The following is an 18,954-nucleotide window of genomic DNA, read 5'->3' as shown; positions in this document are numbered from 1 at the left end:
TTAACTAGACAGAGACTCGATCATGCAATAAGGTTAACGGACAGGGCAAACTGAGCAGTAGATCAGGGCAGGCATGAGTGAGGAGCGAGCAGACTCGTTAATTAGGTGGCTATCTGTTGCCGCAGCAGTACTTGTTGGTGCTGTGGTTGGCATGGGTCTATATACGTTTGAGTACGCCGAAGGTCTTTCGTACTTTAGTACCGACCCCGCCGCGTGTGCGAACTGCCATATCATGCAGCCTCAGTACGATGGCTGGCAGAAGTCATCTCACCACACCGTGGCCACGTGCGTGGATTGCCACCTGCCCCACGACTTCATCCCCAAATATATCGCAAAAGCCGAGAACGGATATTACCACTCGAAAGGCTTTACGTTTCAGGATTTCCGCGAACCCATCGTGATCAAGGAGAAGAACCGGCGGCTCTTGCAGGACAATTGTCTTGAGTGCCACGGCGACCTCGTTCACGACATGATTCCGGGATCCACGTCAGACCCAGATTTTGTGCAGTGTGTACATTGCCATTGGACCGTAGGCCACGGCTCTCGCGCCGGATTGGGCCCCCGAGAAAGGCCCGGAGAGTGGAAGGAGCAATTGAATGAGTGAAAATAAAACCCGCAAGACACGCCTGATGCTGATCGGAGTCCTGATTGTCTCGATCATTGCATCGGCAGTAATCACGGCGCTGCTCTTGAATATTTTTGAGCGAAAGACCGAGGCCCAAACGCCGTACGTGCGCGTGGTGGATGTAGATGAGGACACCACCGACCCCGAGGTTTGGGGCAAGAACTGGCCGCGGCAGTACGACTCGTACAAGCGCACGGCTGTCTCTACGCGTACTCGTTTTGGCGGGCACGGCGGAAGTGAGGCTTTGCCCGAGCAAAAGATCGAGCGCGACCCGTGGCTAAAGCGCATGTTCCAGGGCTATGCGTTTTCCATCGACTACCGCGACCGCCGCGGCCACGCCTATATGCTCGAGGACCAGGAGCAGACTGAACGGCAGACGAAGCCTCAGTCGGGCTCGTGCCTTCATTGTCACGCCGCTGTGATGCCGCTCTACCGCGAGCTCGGAGATGGCGATGCCATGAAGGGTTTTGAGGAGAGCCATAAGTGGGCATACAAGGACCTGAACAAGAAGCTGCACGATATGGGGCACGCACACCCGGTAAGCTGCGGCGATTGCCACGACCCCGAGTCCATGCAGCTTCGCGTCACTCGCCCCGGCTTCATCAAGGGCATTCAGCGACTCGCCGAGTCCGAAGCACCTACGCCGCACCTTCCTTCCGTGGAGCTCTGGCGCAAGGGCGACCGCAAGGAGCCTTACGACCCGAACGTCGATGGGTCGCGAAATGAAATGCGTTCGTTCGTCTGTGGTCAATGTCACGTGGAGTACTACTGCGCGAGCGAGATCCCGCTTGAGTTTCCGTGGAGCAAGGGCTTGACCGCCACGAATATTGAGGAGCACTGGGAAGAGCGCAAATTTGAGGGCGACCGTCCGTTTAAGGACTTCACGCATACCGAAACCGGCGCTGATGTCTTTAAGGCGCAGCACCCTGAGTTCGAACTCTGGAGCCAGGGTGTGCACGCACGTGCCGGCGTGTCCTGCTCGGATTGCCATATGCCGTACCAACGCGATGGTGCCACGAAAGTCTCGGACCACTGGGTTCGAAGCCCGTTGCTCAACGTCAATCGCGCCTGCCAGACCTGTCACCACGTGGACGAGGCGGAACTCCTTTCGCGCGTTGCCAAGATTCAGGACCGTAATCACGACCTTCTGCAGCGCGGCGGAGTCGCAATTGTTGGGCTGATCGACGCCATCGTAAAGGCAAAGGCCGAGGGCGCCTCGGATGAACAGCTGGCGAAAGCTCGCGAGTTACAACGTAAAGCTCAGTGGCGTCTGGACTTCATTGCCTCGGAGAACTCGATGGGCTTCCACGCCCCTCAGGAGGCTGCCATGGTCCTCGGCGAGGCCATCGACTATGCGCGTCAGGGCGAGCTGGCTGCAGCGAATTGGCGAGCGCAGGGCGCGGTTGAGGCTGTCGAGCCGGAGGCAGTCGAGCCCGAAGTCGCCGAGTAGGCCCACCGGCAGCATAGTGCCGAACAGAAAGTTGCTAGATCCCAAAAACGGCATTAAACTGCCGCCATGCGGATAGGCGGCATCTAGCTGAAAAGCTGGGGAATTCTATGGATATCGAAGAACGAGATGCCTTCTACGATGAAGTGGTGGAGAAGGTGAATAGTGGTGAATGGACGTGGGGAGAGGCGATTCGCAGGCTTCGGGTTGATGTGGCCAAGGTGAATCAGGCAAAGTTCTCGCGTATGACCAAGGTCTCTGTTCGCACGCTGCGCAAACTTGAGCACGACGAGGCCAACCCAACCATGGAAACACTCACCTCAATCTTCAAGATCTTTGGACTTCAACTCGGGCTAAAACGGAAGTCGAGTTAGCAAGCATGTTACGCAGATTTCTACTGCCTATAGTCGCGGCACTGGTCTGGGCCGAACCAGGATTTGCAGGTGAAAACAACTCGTGTGAGAAACCGGAGAGTTGGTCAGGCGTGGAGTTTGAGCTGCAAACCCCGATCGAAGGCACGTTGCAGATTGATGAGCTCGACTCCGTATTCTTGGCATCGTTACCAGAAGACCAACCTCGGTATGTCTTCGCGCTTTTTGGCCCATTCAGGTTGAATGGTGAAACGGGGCCAATCACTCCTGTCTTTATCTGCGACCTGATTTCTCCGAGCTCCTTTGACCTCGGGGCGTACAAGGTGAAATGCCCTGAGAATGAAGCTGACCAACTTCGGATTTTCACAAGAGAGAAGGAGTATTTTGCCGATGAGGCCCTTCAAGTCTTGGTGTGGGAGAATCTCTGCCTTCAGAAACTGCGGGTCGGGTTCTACTGCAAATATGCTGAGGTACTTCCTGACCTCCAGATTAAGGTACCCAGGGGCACTTCTGTTTTCTACCAGACCATTGATGATCCATTTAACCCGCGTGTGGATCGACGCAATCCCTTGATCTGCTCCACCAAGTTCACCTACCAAAACCGCGGTGAGCGGCTATGGCGCCCGGAACGGGAGAGATAAGAGCCCCGACACGTTAGACTTGCTTTGAGAGGGGTTGTGGTGATAATCCGAGGCGGCATTTCGGGGTTCGAATGAATCAGTTTAAGCTCGCTCAAAAATTTATCCTATCGGCGTTGGTGGGACTCACGGTGATGGGAACTGGCTGCTCGGCCGGCTACGAAGACCCGCTACCGCGTACCGATCGCCTGCATTGGCCGGTCGGCCTGACGGTTCATCCAAACGGCCGTTTTCTTTACGTGGTGAACTCGAATTTCGACACGCGCTACCGCGAGGATTCGGGTGGCACCATCAGCGTCATCGACCTCGCAACCCAAAAACTTCTTGACGGCCAAGGGCCGTACATCCCGAGTTTTGGTGCGAATATCAAGCTCAACGCTGACGCCAGCAAGGCGTACGTGACGGCGCGCCTGAACAACCAGCTACTGGTTTTGGATGTGGCTGAGAATGGTTCGGCGATTTCGTGCGAAGGCAGCTCGGACTCACGCGATTGTGCGTTGCGCCGCGTCCCAAATGTGTCGGGTGCACCGTTCATTCCTACGGACCCATTCGGACTCGCAGTCGCCACAGATGTGCTTGGCGGCGAGCTCGTCATTGAAGCCGCAGCGGCTGGGGAATGGCGTCTTGAGGCAGCCGGCGGGTTTGCAACCTACGTCGCCGATGAGACGGACACCGAAGCCACTATCGCAGCCGGACTCGCGGGCTCACTCGGCCTCGAGGCCGACCAAAATATCATCACGCTCGGCGCCGGCACCTTCAACGTGCGCGCCCCAGAAGGCGGAGAGTTCGCGTCTGACATCGACTCGGTGGACATCATTGGGCTCTCGCACCTGCGGAGCACCAACCTGACCTCGATCAGCATCCGCGGCGACCTGAGCACGGCCACCATGCGCTCGGCTGAGTTCGTTGAAGGCTCGAATGCCGTGGCTTTGCGCCCGGGCACCCGCGATTTCTACGCAGCTGGCCGATTTACGCGCGACGTCGCCGTGTTCCAGCCCTATCTCGAACCCGTTCAAGGGTCGGTCCAGGCGCTCATCGACCGCGGCCGGGTTACGCTCAACGGATTTCCCGGTTCAGCCATCGATGCTCGCGCCATCGCGTTCGAGCCGGACGGCCAAACACTCTACGTAGTGACCCGCAATCCAGATGCGCTTCATGTGGTGGAGCTCCTGCCCACGAACCTCGAGACTGGGGCCGGCGTTGGACACCGAGTGACCAAAGCTATCACGCTCAACGACCAGCCGTCGGACATCGTGCGCGTAGAGCGTCAGGGCAAAGTCCTGCTCTATATCCCGTGTTTTGAAGGCCGATCAATCCAAGTGGTTGACCCTGCGATCGGCGCCGTAGTGGCCGAAGTTGAGCTCGGCGAAAAGCCCTATTTCTTTGCCGCAGACCCACGTGGGATGCGCGGTTATGTCTCGTTATTTGAGGACCTCGCGCGCTCCGGCGGACGTTGCGACGATTACCTCGAGGAGCCGTGTGGATCGGTCGGCGTCATCGACCTCGACCCGGCGAGCCCCAGGTATCACCGCCTGATTCGGAAGTTGTACTGATGAAAAAGACACTCGCACTCATGGCACTGGGGCTAAGCGCCTGTACAGACGCGCTGCCCTCACCTCCGATCAGCCTCAATGCGCCTACCGCCATCGCCGTAGCCAAAGGCCGTGTTTGCCTGAATTTTTCTGTGCAAGACAAGATCTCGACGCCCATCTTTGAGGCATGCGAAGACGACGCGCCCGGTGCGATTGGACTTGTGGTCAACGAGAACTCGGACCGGCTGGCCTTTGTGGGTCTGGACACCACCGAGCCTCGCCTCGCGGACCTCACCCAGGCCAAACCCGGTGTGACGCACCTGGCCGTTGGGCGCCTGCCGGTGGACGTAGCCGCGTCCACGGATGGTACCGTGGCCTACACGCTGAACCAAATCGACCGTGATATCAGCCTCGTCAATATCTGGGAGCCCGAGGTCCTGGACGCTCGAATTTCGCTCGACGACACGCCGATCGCCTTTGAAGTGAGCAAGCGCGACGGTGCCGACCTCATCACCGTGGCTCAAGGCAGCCCGACACAGCTCGTGTTCATGGATGGCATCACGTGCGAGCCCGGCGGCTGCGAAGAGCCCACGGATACCCGCACCACGCTTGACCTTCCGGGCACCGCCACGGACTTGGCCGTCACACCCGATGGCCTCAAAGCGTTCGTGACGCTTCGCGAGTTTGACTACGTGGTGGTGGTGGACCTGACCACGTTCGCAATTTCGAACCAGATCGGCGCCACATCTGAGTGTTCCGATGGCGTTGATAATGACGGCGACGGCCTGATCGACCAGGCTGACCCGCAGTGTTTTGGTCCCTACGGCACCGAAGCAGCCGTAGCTGCTGACACGGGCGATTGCCAGGACGGCGAAGACAACGACGGCGACGGCCTGACCGACCGCGACGACCCCGAATGCCTTAGCCCAACGAGCTCGGAGAGCGGACCCACCGTAGGTTCCGTACCAAGCGCACCCTGCAATGATGGCGTGGACAATGACGGAGATGGCCTGATCGACTACCCCGACGACCCGGGGTGCTTCGGGCCGCTCGGCCAATCTGAAGACGAGATTAAGTTTGTGGGGTTTGACGCGATTTCGATCGATGAGCTCGGTGGATTCGCGTACCTCGTCGACCGACAGCGAAATCAGGTCGTGATCCTGGACGTGGCCCGAGAAGTCTTGGTGAACGCCGCGACCTCGGTGGAGCCACGGGTGGATGAGTTCACGAATCTCGTGGGCGTCCCTGTGTTCCCAAGACCACTGGACGTGACCGGAACCGTGCGCCGCGACTGCTTGAGAACGGATAATATCGGCGTTCCATGCTCGGAGAGCTTCTTCGAAGGCACCACAGATCGCGCGGCTTATGAGCTCGACGAGGTCGTGGTCCGTTATGCGTGGGGCGCGTTTGTCACCGAAGATACGGGCCGGGTTCGATACGTCGAGACCATGGATACGTTCTGCCGTGTAGCGACGAGTGAGGCACGCAAACTCCTAAACTCGGACTTCTTGGACCTCGAGGAGCTCGCCGCGACCGAGGAGCTCAAGTGCACGCAGATTCCAGAGTTTCCGCTGATCGCGCGCGATGATTTCGCAGGCGAGTGTGCGGCGGAATGCACTGATTGTGAGAACGACGAGCTTCTCAAGAGGCGGTTCTTCTGTGAGGACGGAACCTCGATGATCGTCAATCCGCGTTTTGGTCTGGTGGATGTTGCCGGCGCTGAAGGTCGCGTGGCAGGCAAAGGCACATGCCAGCTCCCCGAATCTGTGGAAAATGAACTACGTAATTTGGCTGGTGTTCCTGGCGCCCCACGCGAGCTGGGCTGCACGTCACCGCTTTTGCCTCAGCCACTCTCTTTGGACGCCACGGGTATCGAGCCGAGCTCGATCCTGAGTCTCGACGCGTTCAGCCGCGCCGACTTGCTGGCTTTTGAGCAAGCCTTCTTCAGGGTCGGCGGCGAAACCGACGATTTCTTCTTGGAGCTCGGGTCGAGCGCACGCACGTTTGATTCGCGGCTTATCGCTGAAAGCTGGACCGTCACCTACGAAGGCGCCCTTCCGGCGACTCGCCGATCTGATGGTGTTTTTGCCGAAACGACCGAGAGCATCATGCTCGAAGAGGCCACCGAGGTCGCGGTCTTGGATGCCGGCGTTGACCTTTGCCGAGCCGGTGTGTTTGAAGACGACGTGGCCATCATCACCACGCCGCCCGCGGACACCGAGGCCTGTGCGGATTTTGCTGGCGACCCGGGCTTCTTGACCTATCGGGTTGCGGCCATGACCGCCACCGAGCTCTTCCTCGCCCCTATCGAAGGCTTTGCACAAGCCCTCCCGACGCGTGAATGCTTCCCTACGGGCATTTCGTGGGAAGTTCGACCGCTAGACACCTGGGTGGTCAACGGCGAGCGCAGCGGGCTTTTGTCGGAGCGAGAGAATCAGTTCGGACTTTGCGCCGAGAGACCTGCACCGGCCAACCCATTCGAGCCCAAGCGGCAATCCCGCGTAAAGACTGGCGAGACCTTCACGGGCCCGTACTTGTCGTTCTTCATGTATCCAGGCGCCGAGCTTGGTACAGCAGAAGAATCTCTTCAGGTCGAACCGGTCAGAGACCTCTCCTACACCTTTGAAATCTCGCCGCATTTCGTGTCGAGAAACTTCGACACCGAAGGTGTTTTCCCAACCAAAGTTGTCACATATCAGGTTGGGCCCTACTATCGAGTCCTATCGACTGACTCGAACTCGAATTTCGTGTTCATAAAAGATGCACGAAGCTCGACCGAGTTTGGTATAAGACTACGCTGACTCGATCCCTGGGACATGGATGAAGCTACACATCCCGGCACCGGAACAAGAAGAAGGACTAGGCGCAATCGACTATTCTTTGGTGCTGGTCACGATTGCGGCCATCGCGATCTACATGGGGCTGCGGCCTGAAGACGCGCCCAAACCCGTGGTGTCTCCTGAGGATGCGGCGGTTGTCGAGAAGCTCAGCGATGCCGCGCAGGCTCAAAAAGATGTGGCGTCTAAACTCGATGCGCTGAAAAGCTCCGAGCTAAGGTCACGGGCATGGACTGACGAGGAAATCGTGGCGGCGCTACGGTTCGGCGCCCGTGCCACAAATGAGACCGCGTGTGGCGTGCGCTCTGAGCAGATTGCCGGTGGTACCGTGTCCGACACGATGCGGCTCGAGCTCCTCAAGGCCGTGGATCGTCGCGACGAAAACGCCCCGTATGCGTGCCTGAGTCTTTTGTATTTTGCGGACAAGCTGCCGCGGGAAGACTTGCAAAAAGAGGTTCATGAATTCTGGGAGCAAAACCGCGCATGGGAAGGAAACGCGCGGCTGGTATCGAACGCCATCGAGTCGTTTAAGGAGTGGCGAGAGCGGCCCGAATCACCTGAGTTTTGGAAGTGGGCCAGAGTCTGTGCGCTCAACATGGATTACGAAGGCGCCGCTGCGTGTCAGAGTATATTGTTCCAGGTCGCGCCGGCACAGGGCGAAGACCTCGTGATGGTGGCCGACAAGCATTTTTCGGAGCTCGGGGCCGAGATTCGGCCAAGTGAGGCGGCGCTTCTCGCGCGTGGGCTTGGGTGGTTGACGCGCAATGGGCAGCCAAAGAACTTTCGGATCGTAGAGACAGCTGAACTCCCGGATTACGACCACGACTTAAGAGATGGCGCGCTATTTCAGCTTTGCCGTTTGGTCAACTCGCCCGACCCTGTAGTCTCGGAACAAGCCGCCAAAGAGCTCTCGTCCTTGGCCAATTACGGCTACAGAGCCATGGGTGAGACGCAGCGCAAACGCTGGTACGAAGCGTGCCGCAAGGCGTTCAAGGCGACTGACGAAATGCCCGTGATTGCGGTCTGGTCCGGGAGCCTCGAAGATGCACCTCGTTACGATTTGGCGCGGCCTTACGAGGCTGGCTACTGCCAGAAGAAGGACGGATATCCGCTCTGGTATTGTGGCGCCGAGCGATGGGAATCTAAAGATATGGGCGCAGACCTTTATAGCCTCTACGCGCAAACCAGTTGGATAGAGTGGGAAGAATGAAACGAATCTTATGTGCAATGTGTTTAGTTCTCGGATTGGGTTGTGGCGAAGAAGAGCCTCCCCCGAACGTGCCCGTCATCGGCTCTCCACAGGTTTTGTGTGAAGGCGGCTCCACGGGTGAGTACCCGACGGTTTCTGAGGTATCGGTGGTGGTCACGGACGACGACCGGGACTTGGTTTCGTCCAGCGTGACGGGCTTTATCAACGGCCTTTCTATGGACACCCTTGCCGACGATGATGCCGACGACCGATTCACCTGGACGCCACCGGTGGAGTTTACGCCACCTCTGGTATGCAATGCTGAATTTACAATTGTGATTGCGGCATCTGATGCTGGCGGGCGGACTACCGAAGAAACTTTGGTGGTTGAAGGAAATGAAGTTCAATAGTCCGTGTGTTAGATAGAGTGGACACGCGAAGTGAGGATTTATGTCAGCTGAGTTCGACTTTCAGAAATACGTAGACCGTAAAAAGAATCCAGGCGGTGGCAAGGAGTCACGCGGTGGATTCGGGGACTACGCGTTCTCGGGCGACGTCAAGGTATTGCGACAGCTTCAGCGGCTTGCGCCGGTGCGCGTGGTGGTTGAGTCGAGCGTTCGATTTTGGAAGTCGTTCCAGAAGAATGAGCTGCTTGGGACATCGGTCAAAGTGAGCCGGCGTCAGTTCCCTCATCTGCACGATATCGTTGTAGAGTGTGCCGAAGCGCTCGATATTCCGGTGCCCACAGTCTATGTGAGCCAGAGCCCATTCATCAATGCTGGGACTTACGGTACCAACGAAGAGTCTTTCATCCTGGTGAATAGCGCACTGGTAGACAAGCTTTCGGACGATGAGGTGCGGTTCGTGATCGGCCACGAGTGTGGCCACATCCAGAACTCACACGTGGTTTATCACACGGCTGCAAGTTTTATGGCGCAGGGCATCGGTGTCTATGTGAAATGGGCGAGTTTGCCCGCATCCATGGCCCTGAATGCGTGGAGCCGTCGAGGTGAGATCACCTGTGACCGCGCGGGTCTTGTCTGTTGCAAGAACGAGCAGGTCGCTTTGATGTCGCTGATGAAGGTTGCTTTGGGGTCTGAGAAGCTTTTCGAAGAAATGAATATCGACGAGTACCTGGCTCAACTTGGCGAGCTACAGGAAGGCGTTGGGCGGTTCCAAGAGCTTTTCGCGAGGCATCCTTACTTGCCCAAACGGGTCCAAGCGTTGAGGCTTTTTGCCCAAAGTTCGTACTTTCAGGCATTGAAGGGTGAGCGCGGAGGCCGTCCACTCGATGAGGTGGACCGCGAGGTCGAAGAATTGATCTCCGTGATTTAGGTGTGAGTGTAAAGTGAGTTTCATCGACTCCGGGGCACCATGAGTAGATTGCTCCCGGTCAAAACGTAGAACACAAGGAGGCTGTGACAGGATTTTCGTAATGTCCGCAGGTCGGCAACGGACAAGATCGCCATAGTTTGCGCCCCACGGTAGCAACTTCACACGGATGAAGTGCACCATCCGCGGGCTCCGCGAAACTTCACGGTAGGTCTTGGTGCCCGGCTCCAAGAGATATTACTCAATGTCACACAAACCATGTGTCCGTTAGACCATTATGGGACGCTTGGCGAAAGTGGTGCCCCGAAGCCGATGAAAGTTTGAATAGATGAGGATGACTATGAGCGAAGAACACGTTGACGAGCCAAAGAGCCACCTTCCAATCAAGGCCGACGAGGTCGAAGACCTGCTCAAAGAGCTCGCCGAGATTGCCGCGAACTCAAACCTCCACACCCTGGAAAAAGAGATCGTCGAGGACCGAATCCCCTCGCTCCACAAGGGCCGCATCACCCTCGTGGTGCTCGGCGAGTTCAATCACGGTAAATCCACGGTGGTCAACGCGCTGCTCGGCCAAGAGGTCTTGCCTATGGGCATCACCCCTACCACCGCGGTCATCACACATCTGGTCCACGGCGAAGCCCATAAAGCACGCGTAAAGCCGGCTATGGACGGTGAGATCTACGATATCGAGATCACCGACGTCGAAGGCGTCGTCAAACACGTTGAAGAAGCGTCCATCGAGCCAGAATACGTTGAGATTTCGCACCCAAATCCGTTCCTCGCTAATGGGCTTGTGCTGGTTGATACCCCTGGCGTCAACGATATCTCGCGCCAGAAGGTCGAGATCACCTATGGCTATCTGCCGCGCGCCGACGTGATTCTCTACGTGCTCGACGCCACGCAAGTGCTGAAGAAGAGCGAAGTCACCTTCATCAAAGACCGTCTGCTCAAAGCCAATCGCGATCGCATCATCTTCATTCTGGGAAAGATCGATGCCCTCTCCGATGCCGATGCGCGCGAGGTCGAGCTCTACGCCCGCGAGCGGCTCGCCGGGCTCATCGGCGACGTTGAACTCTACGCGTTCTCAGCGCGCGAGGCATTGCAGGCGCAAAAAGAGAAGCGCTCTACACCTGCGGCTTTTGCGCAGTTCAGGGACAACCTCGGGACATTCCTGGACGAACAACGTGCGTTCATCATCTTGGATTCGGCCATCGCAGGCGGAATGAGGGTCGGAGGCATGCTGGAGCAAAACCTGCAGATCAAGCGGCAGGGCTACAAGCTCGAGGCAGACGAACTCAACAAGCGAATTGCTGCGGTACACAAACGACTCGTGGAATCGCGACAGCTTATCTCTGAGAATATCGACCAGATCGACAACTCGGTCGGGGATATCGCGGCCGCGACGCGCCATAACGTGCGCTCGTTCACCAACGCATTTGCTGAGGCACTTCCCATCGAGATCGAGCGCGCTGACGCCCGAGACATCAAGAGATTCCTTCCCGCATTCATTCAGGACACGTTTAAGGATTGGATTGAGAAAGAAGGCACCGAGATGGCTCATACGCTCGAAGAGCTCGCCGAAGAGATCATCGAGGTTACGAACGCTTCGCTACGCGAGACTGTGGAGGGAATCCGCGATGAACTGGGCCTAAGCGCCGACCTGAATCTAGAAGTGGATACTATCGCGTACGATATCGGCGTCTTCGCACTCGGGGCCTTTGGCGTCTCCGTGCTCTTCTTTGCGAACGCTATCGTAGGCGGCCTGCTGACGCTCGCCGCGCCGGTGGTAGCCTTCCTGCTGAAAGATAAGGTGGACGACCGAATCAAGGAGCAAGCCCGTGAAGAGGGTGTCAAAGCCATTCGGCTCGCCGGCGAGAAGCTCGAAGCCGAGATGTTGCGCTTCATTCACGATTACGGCTCGAAGCTCAAAACCTTTGTGGAGAACGCGGGTGACCGACTCTACCGCCAGATCGAAGAGGTCTTGGAGCAGGTGCAGAAGGAGCGCGGCGAGAACTTGAATCAGGAAGAGCTTCTCAAGCGCGTGGAAGAACGCCTCGAGGCCACACGACGTGTGCAGAAACTCCTCGCAACGAGCCGCGAAAAGCTCGCCAAACACGTGGCACAAAGCGTGCCAGATGCGGAGTCCGCGAAGCCGGAGGAGGCAGCGTAATGAAAGTTCTGCTGATTCTTTTGCTCTCGGCTTTCGTCTTTGCGTGTGGTGAGGATGCTGCGCCTCCGACAACTCCAGACGTGCCTGACCTCGCGTTCGACCAGGGCACGTCAGACCAGGGCACGTCCGACCTTGGGTCCGAAGACGATTCTGGCCCGGACTTGTCTCCAGATATGGGCGCGGACATGGAAGAGGATCTGGCCCCAGACATGGAGCCAGATGCTGAGGCGGATGCCGAAATGGATGCCGCGCCAGACATGCCGGATGCGGATCCCCTTGGCGTAATCAGTGGTGATTGCGGCGAGATCGACCAAATGGAGATCGAGTCGGTGGACCCGTATTTCTATGTCAACACCATCGACTTTGAGATGGACCCTTACGATGACGTAGACTTCGAGCGGCTGAGTGAGGGTGGTCAGGAAATCATCAATGACGGCAACGCGGGCGGAAGCTCGATCTTCTCGGAAGTCTTCTCCTACGAGGTCCTGCACCGCTGTGAGATGGCCGCACTCTTAAAGACCGAGACCGAGGTCGTCTACACGACTCAGGGCAAGATTACCGACCTCTTGGTGGAGATAGACACTCACAAAGTCGGAGTCTCTGTCACCCGAGCTGTCACGTTCCCGCGCACCGAACCCTACACCATGCAGCGCGCCAACGACCTCCTAACCGACAAACTCGGGGATATCCAAGAGAGCTCGGCGAACGTGGCCCCAGAAGACGCCTGGACCAAGCAGATTCTGCACGTGATTGCCGATGAAGCAGGCCATGCCACGATGTTGGAGAATGCGTGGATGGCACTCGATGCCGGCGTCAAATCGGACACGATTGTGGTGGTCACCATCAGTGAAGGCGACGACGACTTCGTTTATTGATTCTACCGGTTGGCCCAGTAACCCGGGCGCCTTCGTTGATGGGCCACTGCAATAACCAGGATCTCACCGTCCAAAAACGAATAAACGATGTCGTAAGGAAAGCGGCCCAGAGGAAACTTACGGACGCTATCTTCCCCTTCTCGTCCAATCCTTGGATTTTCTGCGATCAACTCGAGGCAATTATCAAATTCGCCAACCAAAAACTCACCGAGTTCGATGGACGTTTCATCGTAGAAGTTGATTGCCTCCTTGATGTCTCGTTCGGCCCCGGGAAGAACCAGGATAGTCATCCCCGTGCTCGGTTCCGAAGGCTAGCAATCAGCTCATGCCTATCAATAACCTGACTCGGATTCCTACGATACTCCTCCAGTCGACGCTGAATCTCATCGCTCCAACTTCTAGCGTGATCGTCTTCCTCCAAGCTCCTGATTAGAGAAACCAAAAGTTGGCCACGCTCTTTTGCCGAAAGACTCAACACGCTGGACTCAAGTGTTTCAGTATCTGCCATAATTTACTCCTGTTTTTAAGTGTCTCCAATCTCGTTGAGTGGGTCAAGTCCTAGTTCAATCTGGGTACCAGCGAACTCAGCGCCGGCTCCACCACCAACTTCTGCGCCTTCGAACTCCTCCGAGAATTTTGGAAAAAACTCGAGGCTTTGAGGCACCGCTATAACGCGGAACTTCGGCAAGGCAACCTCAAGTCGGGCGTTCAAACCCTTCAAAAGTCAGGATCGTTGATACAGCTGAGTCCATAACTGGGGGGATAGCAACTGGTGTCCACCCTTGTACTATTGCCAAACTCTGCATCGATGGACCCATCAATCTCAAGATAAACAGAGTTGTACTCGGTGTTTCCAGCCTCGGTTGGCGAGTACTTGCAGGCGACGCGATTAATCGACTGCTTTCGAATCACTTCTTCGCCTTCCAAAACCTTAATCAGAACCGGATGGTTCAAGAATTTCTCCCGATCCTGAGTGCAGAGAGTGACGGTTGCCTCAAGTTCATCGACCACGCGATCCCCAATAATGCGTTGGGTTCTGGGTCCCAGAATTTGGTCCTCAATCATAATGGTTCGCCCGGTGAAAGCCTCTGGCGTTCCAACAACTTGCATATAGATGAGATAATCAGTGTCGCTATTGGGGCTGTCGGCACACCCCACAAACACTAGCGCTAGAAAGACCGCCCAAAGGCAAAATCGAATTCCCATTGGAGCCCTCAGTTTCTTGATCGATGGACAGGCAAATCAAACACGCCTGAAATTTGAATGTGTCCCAATTCTTCCGATACGAACTGCAAATCGACCTCACCAGTTAACCGTGGTTCTTCGCCCCAGGTAAGTGTGCGCAGCTTCCATGTTCCGGTCAATGGGGCGATAATTTCAACCGGTTCACCGGTATTCCAACGAGTCAAAGACACAAGCGTTGTGGGTTGTTCGAAATCGGTGAAGACATAGGGTAGGGGTAAGGCTCCGATGATGGAATCCCATTCGGGCCCTTTTTCAAACACACCGACATTGACCTCCATGAGCCCCAGCGTTAATGACTCTTTGCCACCCTGCGGGAATCCGAAGGCGACTGCCAGTAGTCCCCCCATTCTTTGGGCATAGCCAGCGGAGCATGTCTCAGCATCGAGAGATTCTGATTCATCGAACGACAAAGCTATCTTTGTGGCGCTGCGATCTGCGTGAACACACAACTCTTCGCTGGACCAAGAAGTGCCGACACCTTCTCCACCCTCACCGTTTGGAGGAATCGCATTACATGTATAACTGAGGTTCCGATCCAGATCTTCGTTCTTCCGAAGATCTCCTTCGTTGGTCAACACCAATCCGTGCTCTTCGGTGAAGTTCCACCCCGCCAAATCAGGATTATTGGCCTTCATCCCTGCACATAGAAACGGCTCAAGTGTGGTTTGTCCCACCGTTTCGCCGTCGAATTCGCTGCGAACCAAGATCTTTTTGCCATTCAAATCCTGCAACGATGTCTTGAGTTCCAGTTCCCGAATATAACCACCTTCAAAAAAGAACCTTTCGGTTATCTCATGCCCATCGACTTTCAACGTGAAGGCTTCGTGCGCGTCAAGCAAGCCGGTCACCCGGATGCGGAACTTCTCAGAACTCGGCTCGCCCTCACACCCAATACCCATGGACATGGCCGCCGCCGATACGATTAATGATCTCAATAATGAGTTTTTCATAGGTGCTTAACCATAACTATCGCGCATCATCTATTGTCTGCTCACCCATTTGTGAAGCCTTCCGCTCATTTTCAAGCGCCTCATCCTGGTTTATGAGTCCAAGTATATCTTGTCTGCTCACAGCTGGCACAGTCTCCACGATCCGCTTCCCAACAACTCTGGCATTCGGCGCAAAGAAGAAGGCATAGTGCGGACCAACATAGTCTTGAGCGCTATTGCGTCCTCTCCGCAGATACCCAAACTCGCTTCTTTCCAACCCAAACTCTTGAAGACTAATCCCCTTCGCCACCAACCGGGTCTGTGCTTCCTTGAGCGCATCTGCTGGTGTCTCCGATCTCGTTGAGGTCACGTCCTAGTTCAATCTGGGTACTGCGCACTGCCTTGATGGCATAGGCCTGCATAAGCCCACGACTTCTCGTCCCACATACTGTCGAGTCCCTGGAGTCGAGTCTGGGCGGCCGGTGAAGCCTGAGTAGGGCATGCCAAAATGGTATCCCCAAGCTGCTGACGTGTAAGCCCCACCAAGCCCAAGGGTGCCGGCTCCTGACAGGACGCGCGATCCTGTGCCACCAACGTGCCTGATGACTCAGTGAAGAGCACCTCGCCCATAAGAGCCCATTCGGTTCCAGACGCGGACTGATGCGCAGCGAGCCCAACCATATGCCCTGTCTCAAGGGCCTCACCGTCTCCGAGCCACACTAGCTCGCCATCTGGTGAAAGGGCTGGCCGTGGTTCCCATTCGTCCAGCTGATGGTGCCCCACTTTGACCACCAACTGAGAAGGCGGTGAGCCGTGATAGACATCCGTGACGTCGATCACCATCTCGAGCGCTGCATCCACGGGACCTCCGCAATCCATGGCGGTCTGCGAGAAATCGGTCACCAGCGCCGCTGGAAACTCCTTCATCCTCAATTCCACGATTTCGCCCCAGACAATCGCGTCTACGGAGCCCACCCAATCGCAGAGCTCTGGCGCAGCCGGGCCGGTTGCACAATTCTCGGTATTCGCTCCTGCCGGGAGCGTCGCGGCTTGAACCTCTGGTGTAGGTTCTTCGGTGGGATTGGGAGCTTCCGACTCAGAGTTGCATCCAGCCATGAGCGCAAAACCCAAGAGTCCCGCGGCAATATTCTTTAAGTTGTTCATCTTTCTTCTCTCGTTCAAAAAAATCTCTATCCAAACAAAACTTCAAGCCATAACCGGGCACAACTTTCCCACGTCCCAATCCGACGGAAGATTCCCCACACTTGCTGCCGAAGACTCAATCTCTAACGTGCTGTTTTTTTGTGAAAACCATAACTTAGCTTCGTGCGCGGTCGAGTGTCCCTTCAACCCTTTCAACAAGATTGAAACAGGTTCAACGGGACGGATCAAGACCTGTTTGTACTCTCTTGTACAAAAACCACGTCCGTCCTAGAACTCGGGGACTAACGCGAGGAGAAGGACGATGAAAGGAATCATTCTGGCAGGTGGAGCGGGGTCGCGATTGCATCCGGTGACGCAGGTGGTGAGCAAGCAGCTGCTCCCAATCTACGATAAACCCATGATCTACTACCCACTAAGCGTGCTCATGCTCGCCGGAATTCGGGAGATTTTGATCATCAGTACGCCTCACGACTTGCCGATGTTCAAGCGACTCCTCGGCACAGGAGAGGCGTGGGGGCTCAAATTTTCGTACAAGGAACAGCCGAGCCCCGATGGTTTGGCGCAGGCTTTTATTCTCGGCGAGGAGTTTATTGGTGACGACACCGTAAGCCTAGTTCTTGGGGATAATATTTTTTATGGTGCGAACCTCCGCGAGAAGGTCCGACGCGCGGCGGCGCTCGAGAGTGGTGCGACAGTCTTCGGTTATCAGGTTCGCGACCCCGAGCGGTACGGTGTGGCGGAGTTCGACCAAGATTTCCGTGTCTTGAGCCTCGAGGAGAAGCCCAAAGAGCCACGCTCAAATTGGGCGGTCACGGGTCTCTACTTCTACGATAACTCGGTGGTGGAGATCGCAAAGAACCTCAAGCCCAGCGCGCGCGGCGAGCTTGAGATCACGGATGTGAACAAGACGTATTTGGCGCGCGAATCTCTAACGCTTGAGCGACTCGGACGGGGCTATGCGTGGCTCGATACGGGTACACATTCGTCTCTCCTCGAGGCGGCGAATTTCGTGGAGACGATTGAGAATCGGCAGGGCCTTAAGGTCGCGTGTTTGGAGGAGATCGCGTGGCGCGAGGGTTGGATCGATGACGCCGGTCTGAGACGCGCAGCCGAAAGCCTGGGTAAATCTACTTATGGTGAGTACTTGAGACAACTCGCCCGCACTTGAACCGGGCCGACTTTACTTGTCCACACCTTAAGCGGCGTGTACTCTCCTCGAAATTCGCACTTCTTGGAGTATCCAACACATGGCAAGCGTTCTAATCGCCTGGGTAAGTGACGCCGATATCGATGCAACCGGTCCCAATAAGGTGGCCGAGAGTCGCATTCACCGAGTCGTAGCCGACGAGTTCTACGCCAACGTCATCCTACTGAGCACGCAATCAAAGAAGGCCGCGCGGAGCTTTCGCAAATGGCTTTCGCAAGAGGTGGGGACCCCTATCGAGCTCGATCGCGTCAAGCTCAACTCGGAGCTCGATTTTAATGAGGTCTACGATGCCACGCTCGGGGCGCTGGAAGGCGCACGTGTGCGTATCGACGAGGAAGAAATCGAGTGGAGTTTTCTGCTCGGCTCTGAGTCGCCCATCTTGGATGCGGTCCTGATTCATCTCGCGCAATCCCACGGCGCCGAGCTCCTTCATTGGACGCCGAGTGAAGGTTTGAAGGTCATCGACTCACGGATGGACCTTGGCCAGATCAAACCAGAAAGAACTTTATCGGGTACTAAGCCTGAGGCGGATCTCGAGGCCGGTGGACCTGTTCTGGAGAAGCTCTCGAAGCACGCGCTGGAGCTCGCCAAGAAACAGGTCCCGGTCCTGATTCACGGCGAGATTGGCGTGGGCCGAGAGCTTTTGGCCGAAGCCATGCACGGCGCATCGTCTAGACGCGAAGCCCCGTTCTTTGTGATGGATTGTGATACGGCTGCACTCGAGGACCTAGATCACGTGCTCTTTGCCGAAAACGGAGTTCTCTGGACACGTGCCACGGTCTTTTTGGAGTCGATCCATGCGCTTCCAGCCGCGCTCCAGGCGAGGTTGACGCGGGTTTTGCGAGACGGGCGGATTCAGTCCAAGTCCTTGCGTGCCCGGATCATTGCGTCCACCGATTTGGCCCCAGAAGCGCTCTTGAGCGCGATTCGCCCCGACCTCTTTCACCTCTTGGCCATCGGGATCGTCCACGTGCCTCCCCTGCGCCAGAGAAAAGAAGAAATCTTATCCATTGCAGAACTAATCTTACGCAAGCTCTCAGAGGACTTTTCCCGAAACTTCACCTTAGCCAGTGGTTGTGAGGAAGTTCTGGCAACTCACAACTGGCCTGGAAACCTTCGCGAACTAGAAGGAACTTTACGCCGGGCGAGCTTGCTCAGTGGAGATGAGATAAGCATTGCCACCTTGAGTGCGTCGATTATCCGTGCTGGTGCCGCCCCTAAAGCTCCTATCGAGGTCTCCGATCTACAAGAGTATCTGGACGCCATCGCACGCGATGTGATTGCTCAGACCATGGAGCGCGTGGAGGGCAATAAGACTCAGGCCGCGCGTGAATTGGGCCTGAATTCGTATCAGACGCTCACGAACTGGATGAAGCGGCTCGGCGTGGAATAG

General features: G+C 56.4%; 19 protein-coding genes. 13 read left to right on the top strand and 6 right to left on the bottom strand.

Annotated features, from left to right (window positions below; translation table 11 throughout):
* Positions 1-73: 73 nt before the first annotated feature.
* From nrfH to FRD01_RS13940, 11 genes are all read left to right on the top strand, one after another.
* Positions 74-604, top strand: a complete 531-nt coding sequence (gene nrfH, locus FRD01_RS13990) for a cytochrome c nitrite reductase small subunit (protein WP_146960641.1) — start codon at positions 74-76, stop codon at positions 602-604.
* A complete protein-coding gene (locus FRD01_RS13985) occupies positions 597-2,075 on the top strand; it encodes an ammonia-forming cytochrome c nitrite reductase subunit c552 (RefSeq protein ID WP_146960639.1) in 1,479 nt (492 codons plus the stop codon). The genes nrfH and FRD01_RS13985 overlap by 8 nt, the downstream gene beginning before the upstream one ends.
* A gap of 107 nt (positions 2,076-2,182) precedes the next feature.
* The gene (locus FRD01_RS13980; RefSeq protein ID WP_146960637.1) at positions 2,183-2,446 is read left to right on the top strand and encodes a helix-turn-helix domain-containing protein; all 264 of its coding nucleotides are present in this window, start codon (positions 2,183-2,185) and stop codon (positions 2,444-2,446) included.
* Positions 2,447-2,451: 5 nt separating this feature from the next.
* Positions 2,452-3,084 (top strand): hypothetical protein, encoded by a 633-nt coding sequence (locus FRD01_RS13975; protein WP_146960635.1) that lies wholly within the window; start codon positions 2,452-2,454, stop codon positions 3,082-3,084.
* Between the two features lie 71 nt (positions 3,085-3,155).
* Complete coding sequence (locus FRD01_RS13970; RefSeq protein ID WP_146960633.1) at positions 3,156-4,634, top strand: YncE family protein; 1,479 nt, start codon at positions 3,156-3,158, stop codon at positions 4,632-4,634.
* The gene (locus tag FRD01_RS13965) at positions 4,634-7,414 is read left to right on the top strand and encodes a YncE family protein (protein WP_146960631.1); all 2,781 of its coding nucleotides are present in this window, start codon (positions 4,634-4,636) and stop codon (positions 7,412-7,414) included. The genes FRD01_RS13970 and FRD01_RS13965 overlap by 1 nt, the downstream gene beginning before the upstream one ends.
* 19 nt (positions 7,415-7,433) lie before the next feature.
* The gene (locus tag FRD01_RS13960; protein WP_146960629.1) at positions 7,434-8,660 is read left to right on the top strand and encodes a hypothetical protein; all 1,227 of its coding nucleotides are present in this window, start codon (positions 7,434-7,436) and stop codon (positions 8,658-8,660) included.
* Positions 8,657-9,049, top strand: a complete 393-nt coding sequence (locus tag FRD01_RS13955) for a hypothetical protein (protein WP_146960627.1) — start codon at positions 8,657-8,659, stop codon at positions 9,047-9,049. The genes FRD01_RS13960 and FRD01_RS13955 overlap by 4 nt, the downstream gene beginning before the upstream one ends.
* A gap of 40 nt (positions 9,050-9,089) precedes the next feature.
* Positions 9,090-9,974 (top strand): M48 family metallopeptidase, encoded by an 885-nt coding sequence (locus FRD01_RS13950; RefSeq protein WP_146960626.1) that lies wholly within the window; start codon positions 9,090-9,092, stop codon positions 9,972-9,974.
* A gap of 337 nt (positions 9,975-10,311) precedes the next feature.
* Positions 10,312-12,141: a dynamin family protein gene (locus FRD01_RS13945; protein ID WP_249755625.1), complete on the top strand. Its 1,830-nt coding sequence runs from the start codon at positions 10,312-10,314 to the stop codon at positions 12,139-12,141.
* Positions 12,141-13,016 (top strand): hypothetical protein, encoded by an 876-nt coding sequence (locus FRD01_RS13940; RefSeq protein WP_146960622.1) that lies wholly within the window; start codon positions 12,141-12,143, stop codon positions 13,014-13,016. The genes FRD01_RS13945 and FRD01_RS13940 overlap by 1 nt, the downstream gene beginning before the upstream one ends.
* 2 nt (positions 13,017-13,018) lie before the next feature.
* Here FRD01_RS13940 and FRD01_RS13935 read toward each other — a convergent pair whose 3' ends face one another.
* The 6 genes from FRD01_RS13935 to FRD01_RS13915 form a co-directional block, all read right to left on the bottom strand.
* Positions 13,019-13,306: a type II toxin-antitoxin system RelE/ParE family toxin gene (locus FRD01_RS13935; protein WP_146960620.1), complete on the bottom strand. Its 288-nt coding sequence runs from the start codon at positions 13,304-13,306 to the stop codon at positions 13,019-13,021.
* On the bottom strand, positions 13,303-13,524 hold the full coding sequence (locus tag FRD01_RS13930) for an addiction module protein (protein ID WP_146960618.1): 222 nt from the start codon (positions 13,522-13,524) through the stop codon (positions 13,303-13,305). Before FRD01_RS13930 ends, FRD01_RS13935 begins: the two co-directional genes overlap by 4 nt.
* A gap of 15 nt (positions 13,525-13,539) precedes the next feature.
* On the bottom strand, positions 13,540-13,704 hold the full coding sequence (locus tag FRD01_RS24385) for a hypothetical protein (RefSeq protein WP_249755624.1): 165 nt from the start codon (positions 13,702-13,704) through the stop codon (positions 13,540-13,542).
* 29 nt (positions 13,705-13,733) lie between these two features.
* Positions 13,734-14,222, bottom strand: a complete 489-nt coding sequence (locus FRD01_RS13925) for a hypothetical protein (protein ID WP_146960616.1) — start codon at positions 14,220-14,222, stop codon at positions 13,734-13,736.
* 8 nt (positions 14,223-14,230) lie between these two features.
* Complete coding sequence (locus FRD01_RS13920; RefSeq protein WP_146960615.1) at positions 14,231-15,211, bottom strand: hypothetical protein; 981 nt, start codon at positions 15,209-15,211, stop codon at positions 14,231-14,233.
* A 357-nt stretch (positions 15,212-15,568) separates the two neighbouring features.
* Positions 15,569-16,354: a hypothetical protein gene (locus FRD01_RS13915; protein WP_146960613.1), complete on the bottom strand. Its 786-nt coding sequence runs from the start codon at positions 16,352-16,354 to the stop codon at positions 15,569-15,571.
* Positions 16,355-16,655: 301 nt separating this feature from the next.
* Here FRD01_RS13915 and rfbA point away from each other — a divergent pair, with 301 nt between their 5' ends.
* Positions 16,656-17,522: a glucose-1-phosphate thymidylyltransferase RfbA gene (gene rfbA / locus FRD01_RS13910; RefSeq protein ID WP_146960611.1), complete on the top strand. Its 867-nt coding sequence runs from the start codon at positions 16,656-16,658 to the stop codon at positions 17,520-17,522.
* Positions 17,523-17,601: 79 nt separating this feature from the next.
* Complete coding sequence (locus FRD01_RS13905; RefSeq protein WP_146960609.1) at positions 17,602-18,954, top strand: sigma 54-interacting transcriptional regulator; 1,353 nt, start codon at positions 17,602-17,604, stop codon at positions 18,952-18,954.

This window comes from Microvenator marinus (assembly GCF_007993755.1).
Lineage (GTDB): Bacteria > Myxococcota_A > Bradymonadia > Bradymonadales > Bradymonadaceae > Allomicrovenator > Allomicrovenator marinus.
Note: the sequence above shows the minus strand (reverse complement) of the source record. Positions and strands in the feature narration are given on the sequence as shown.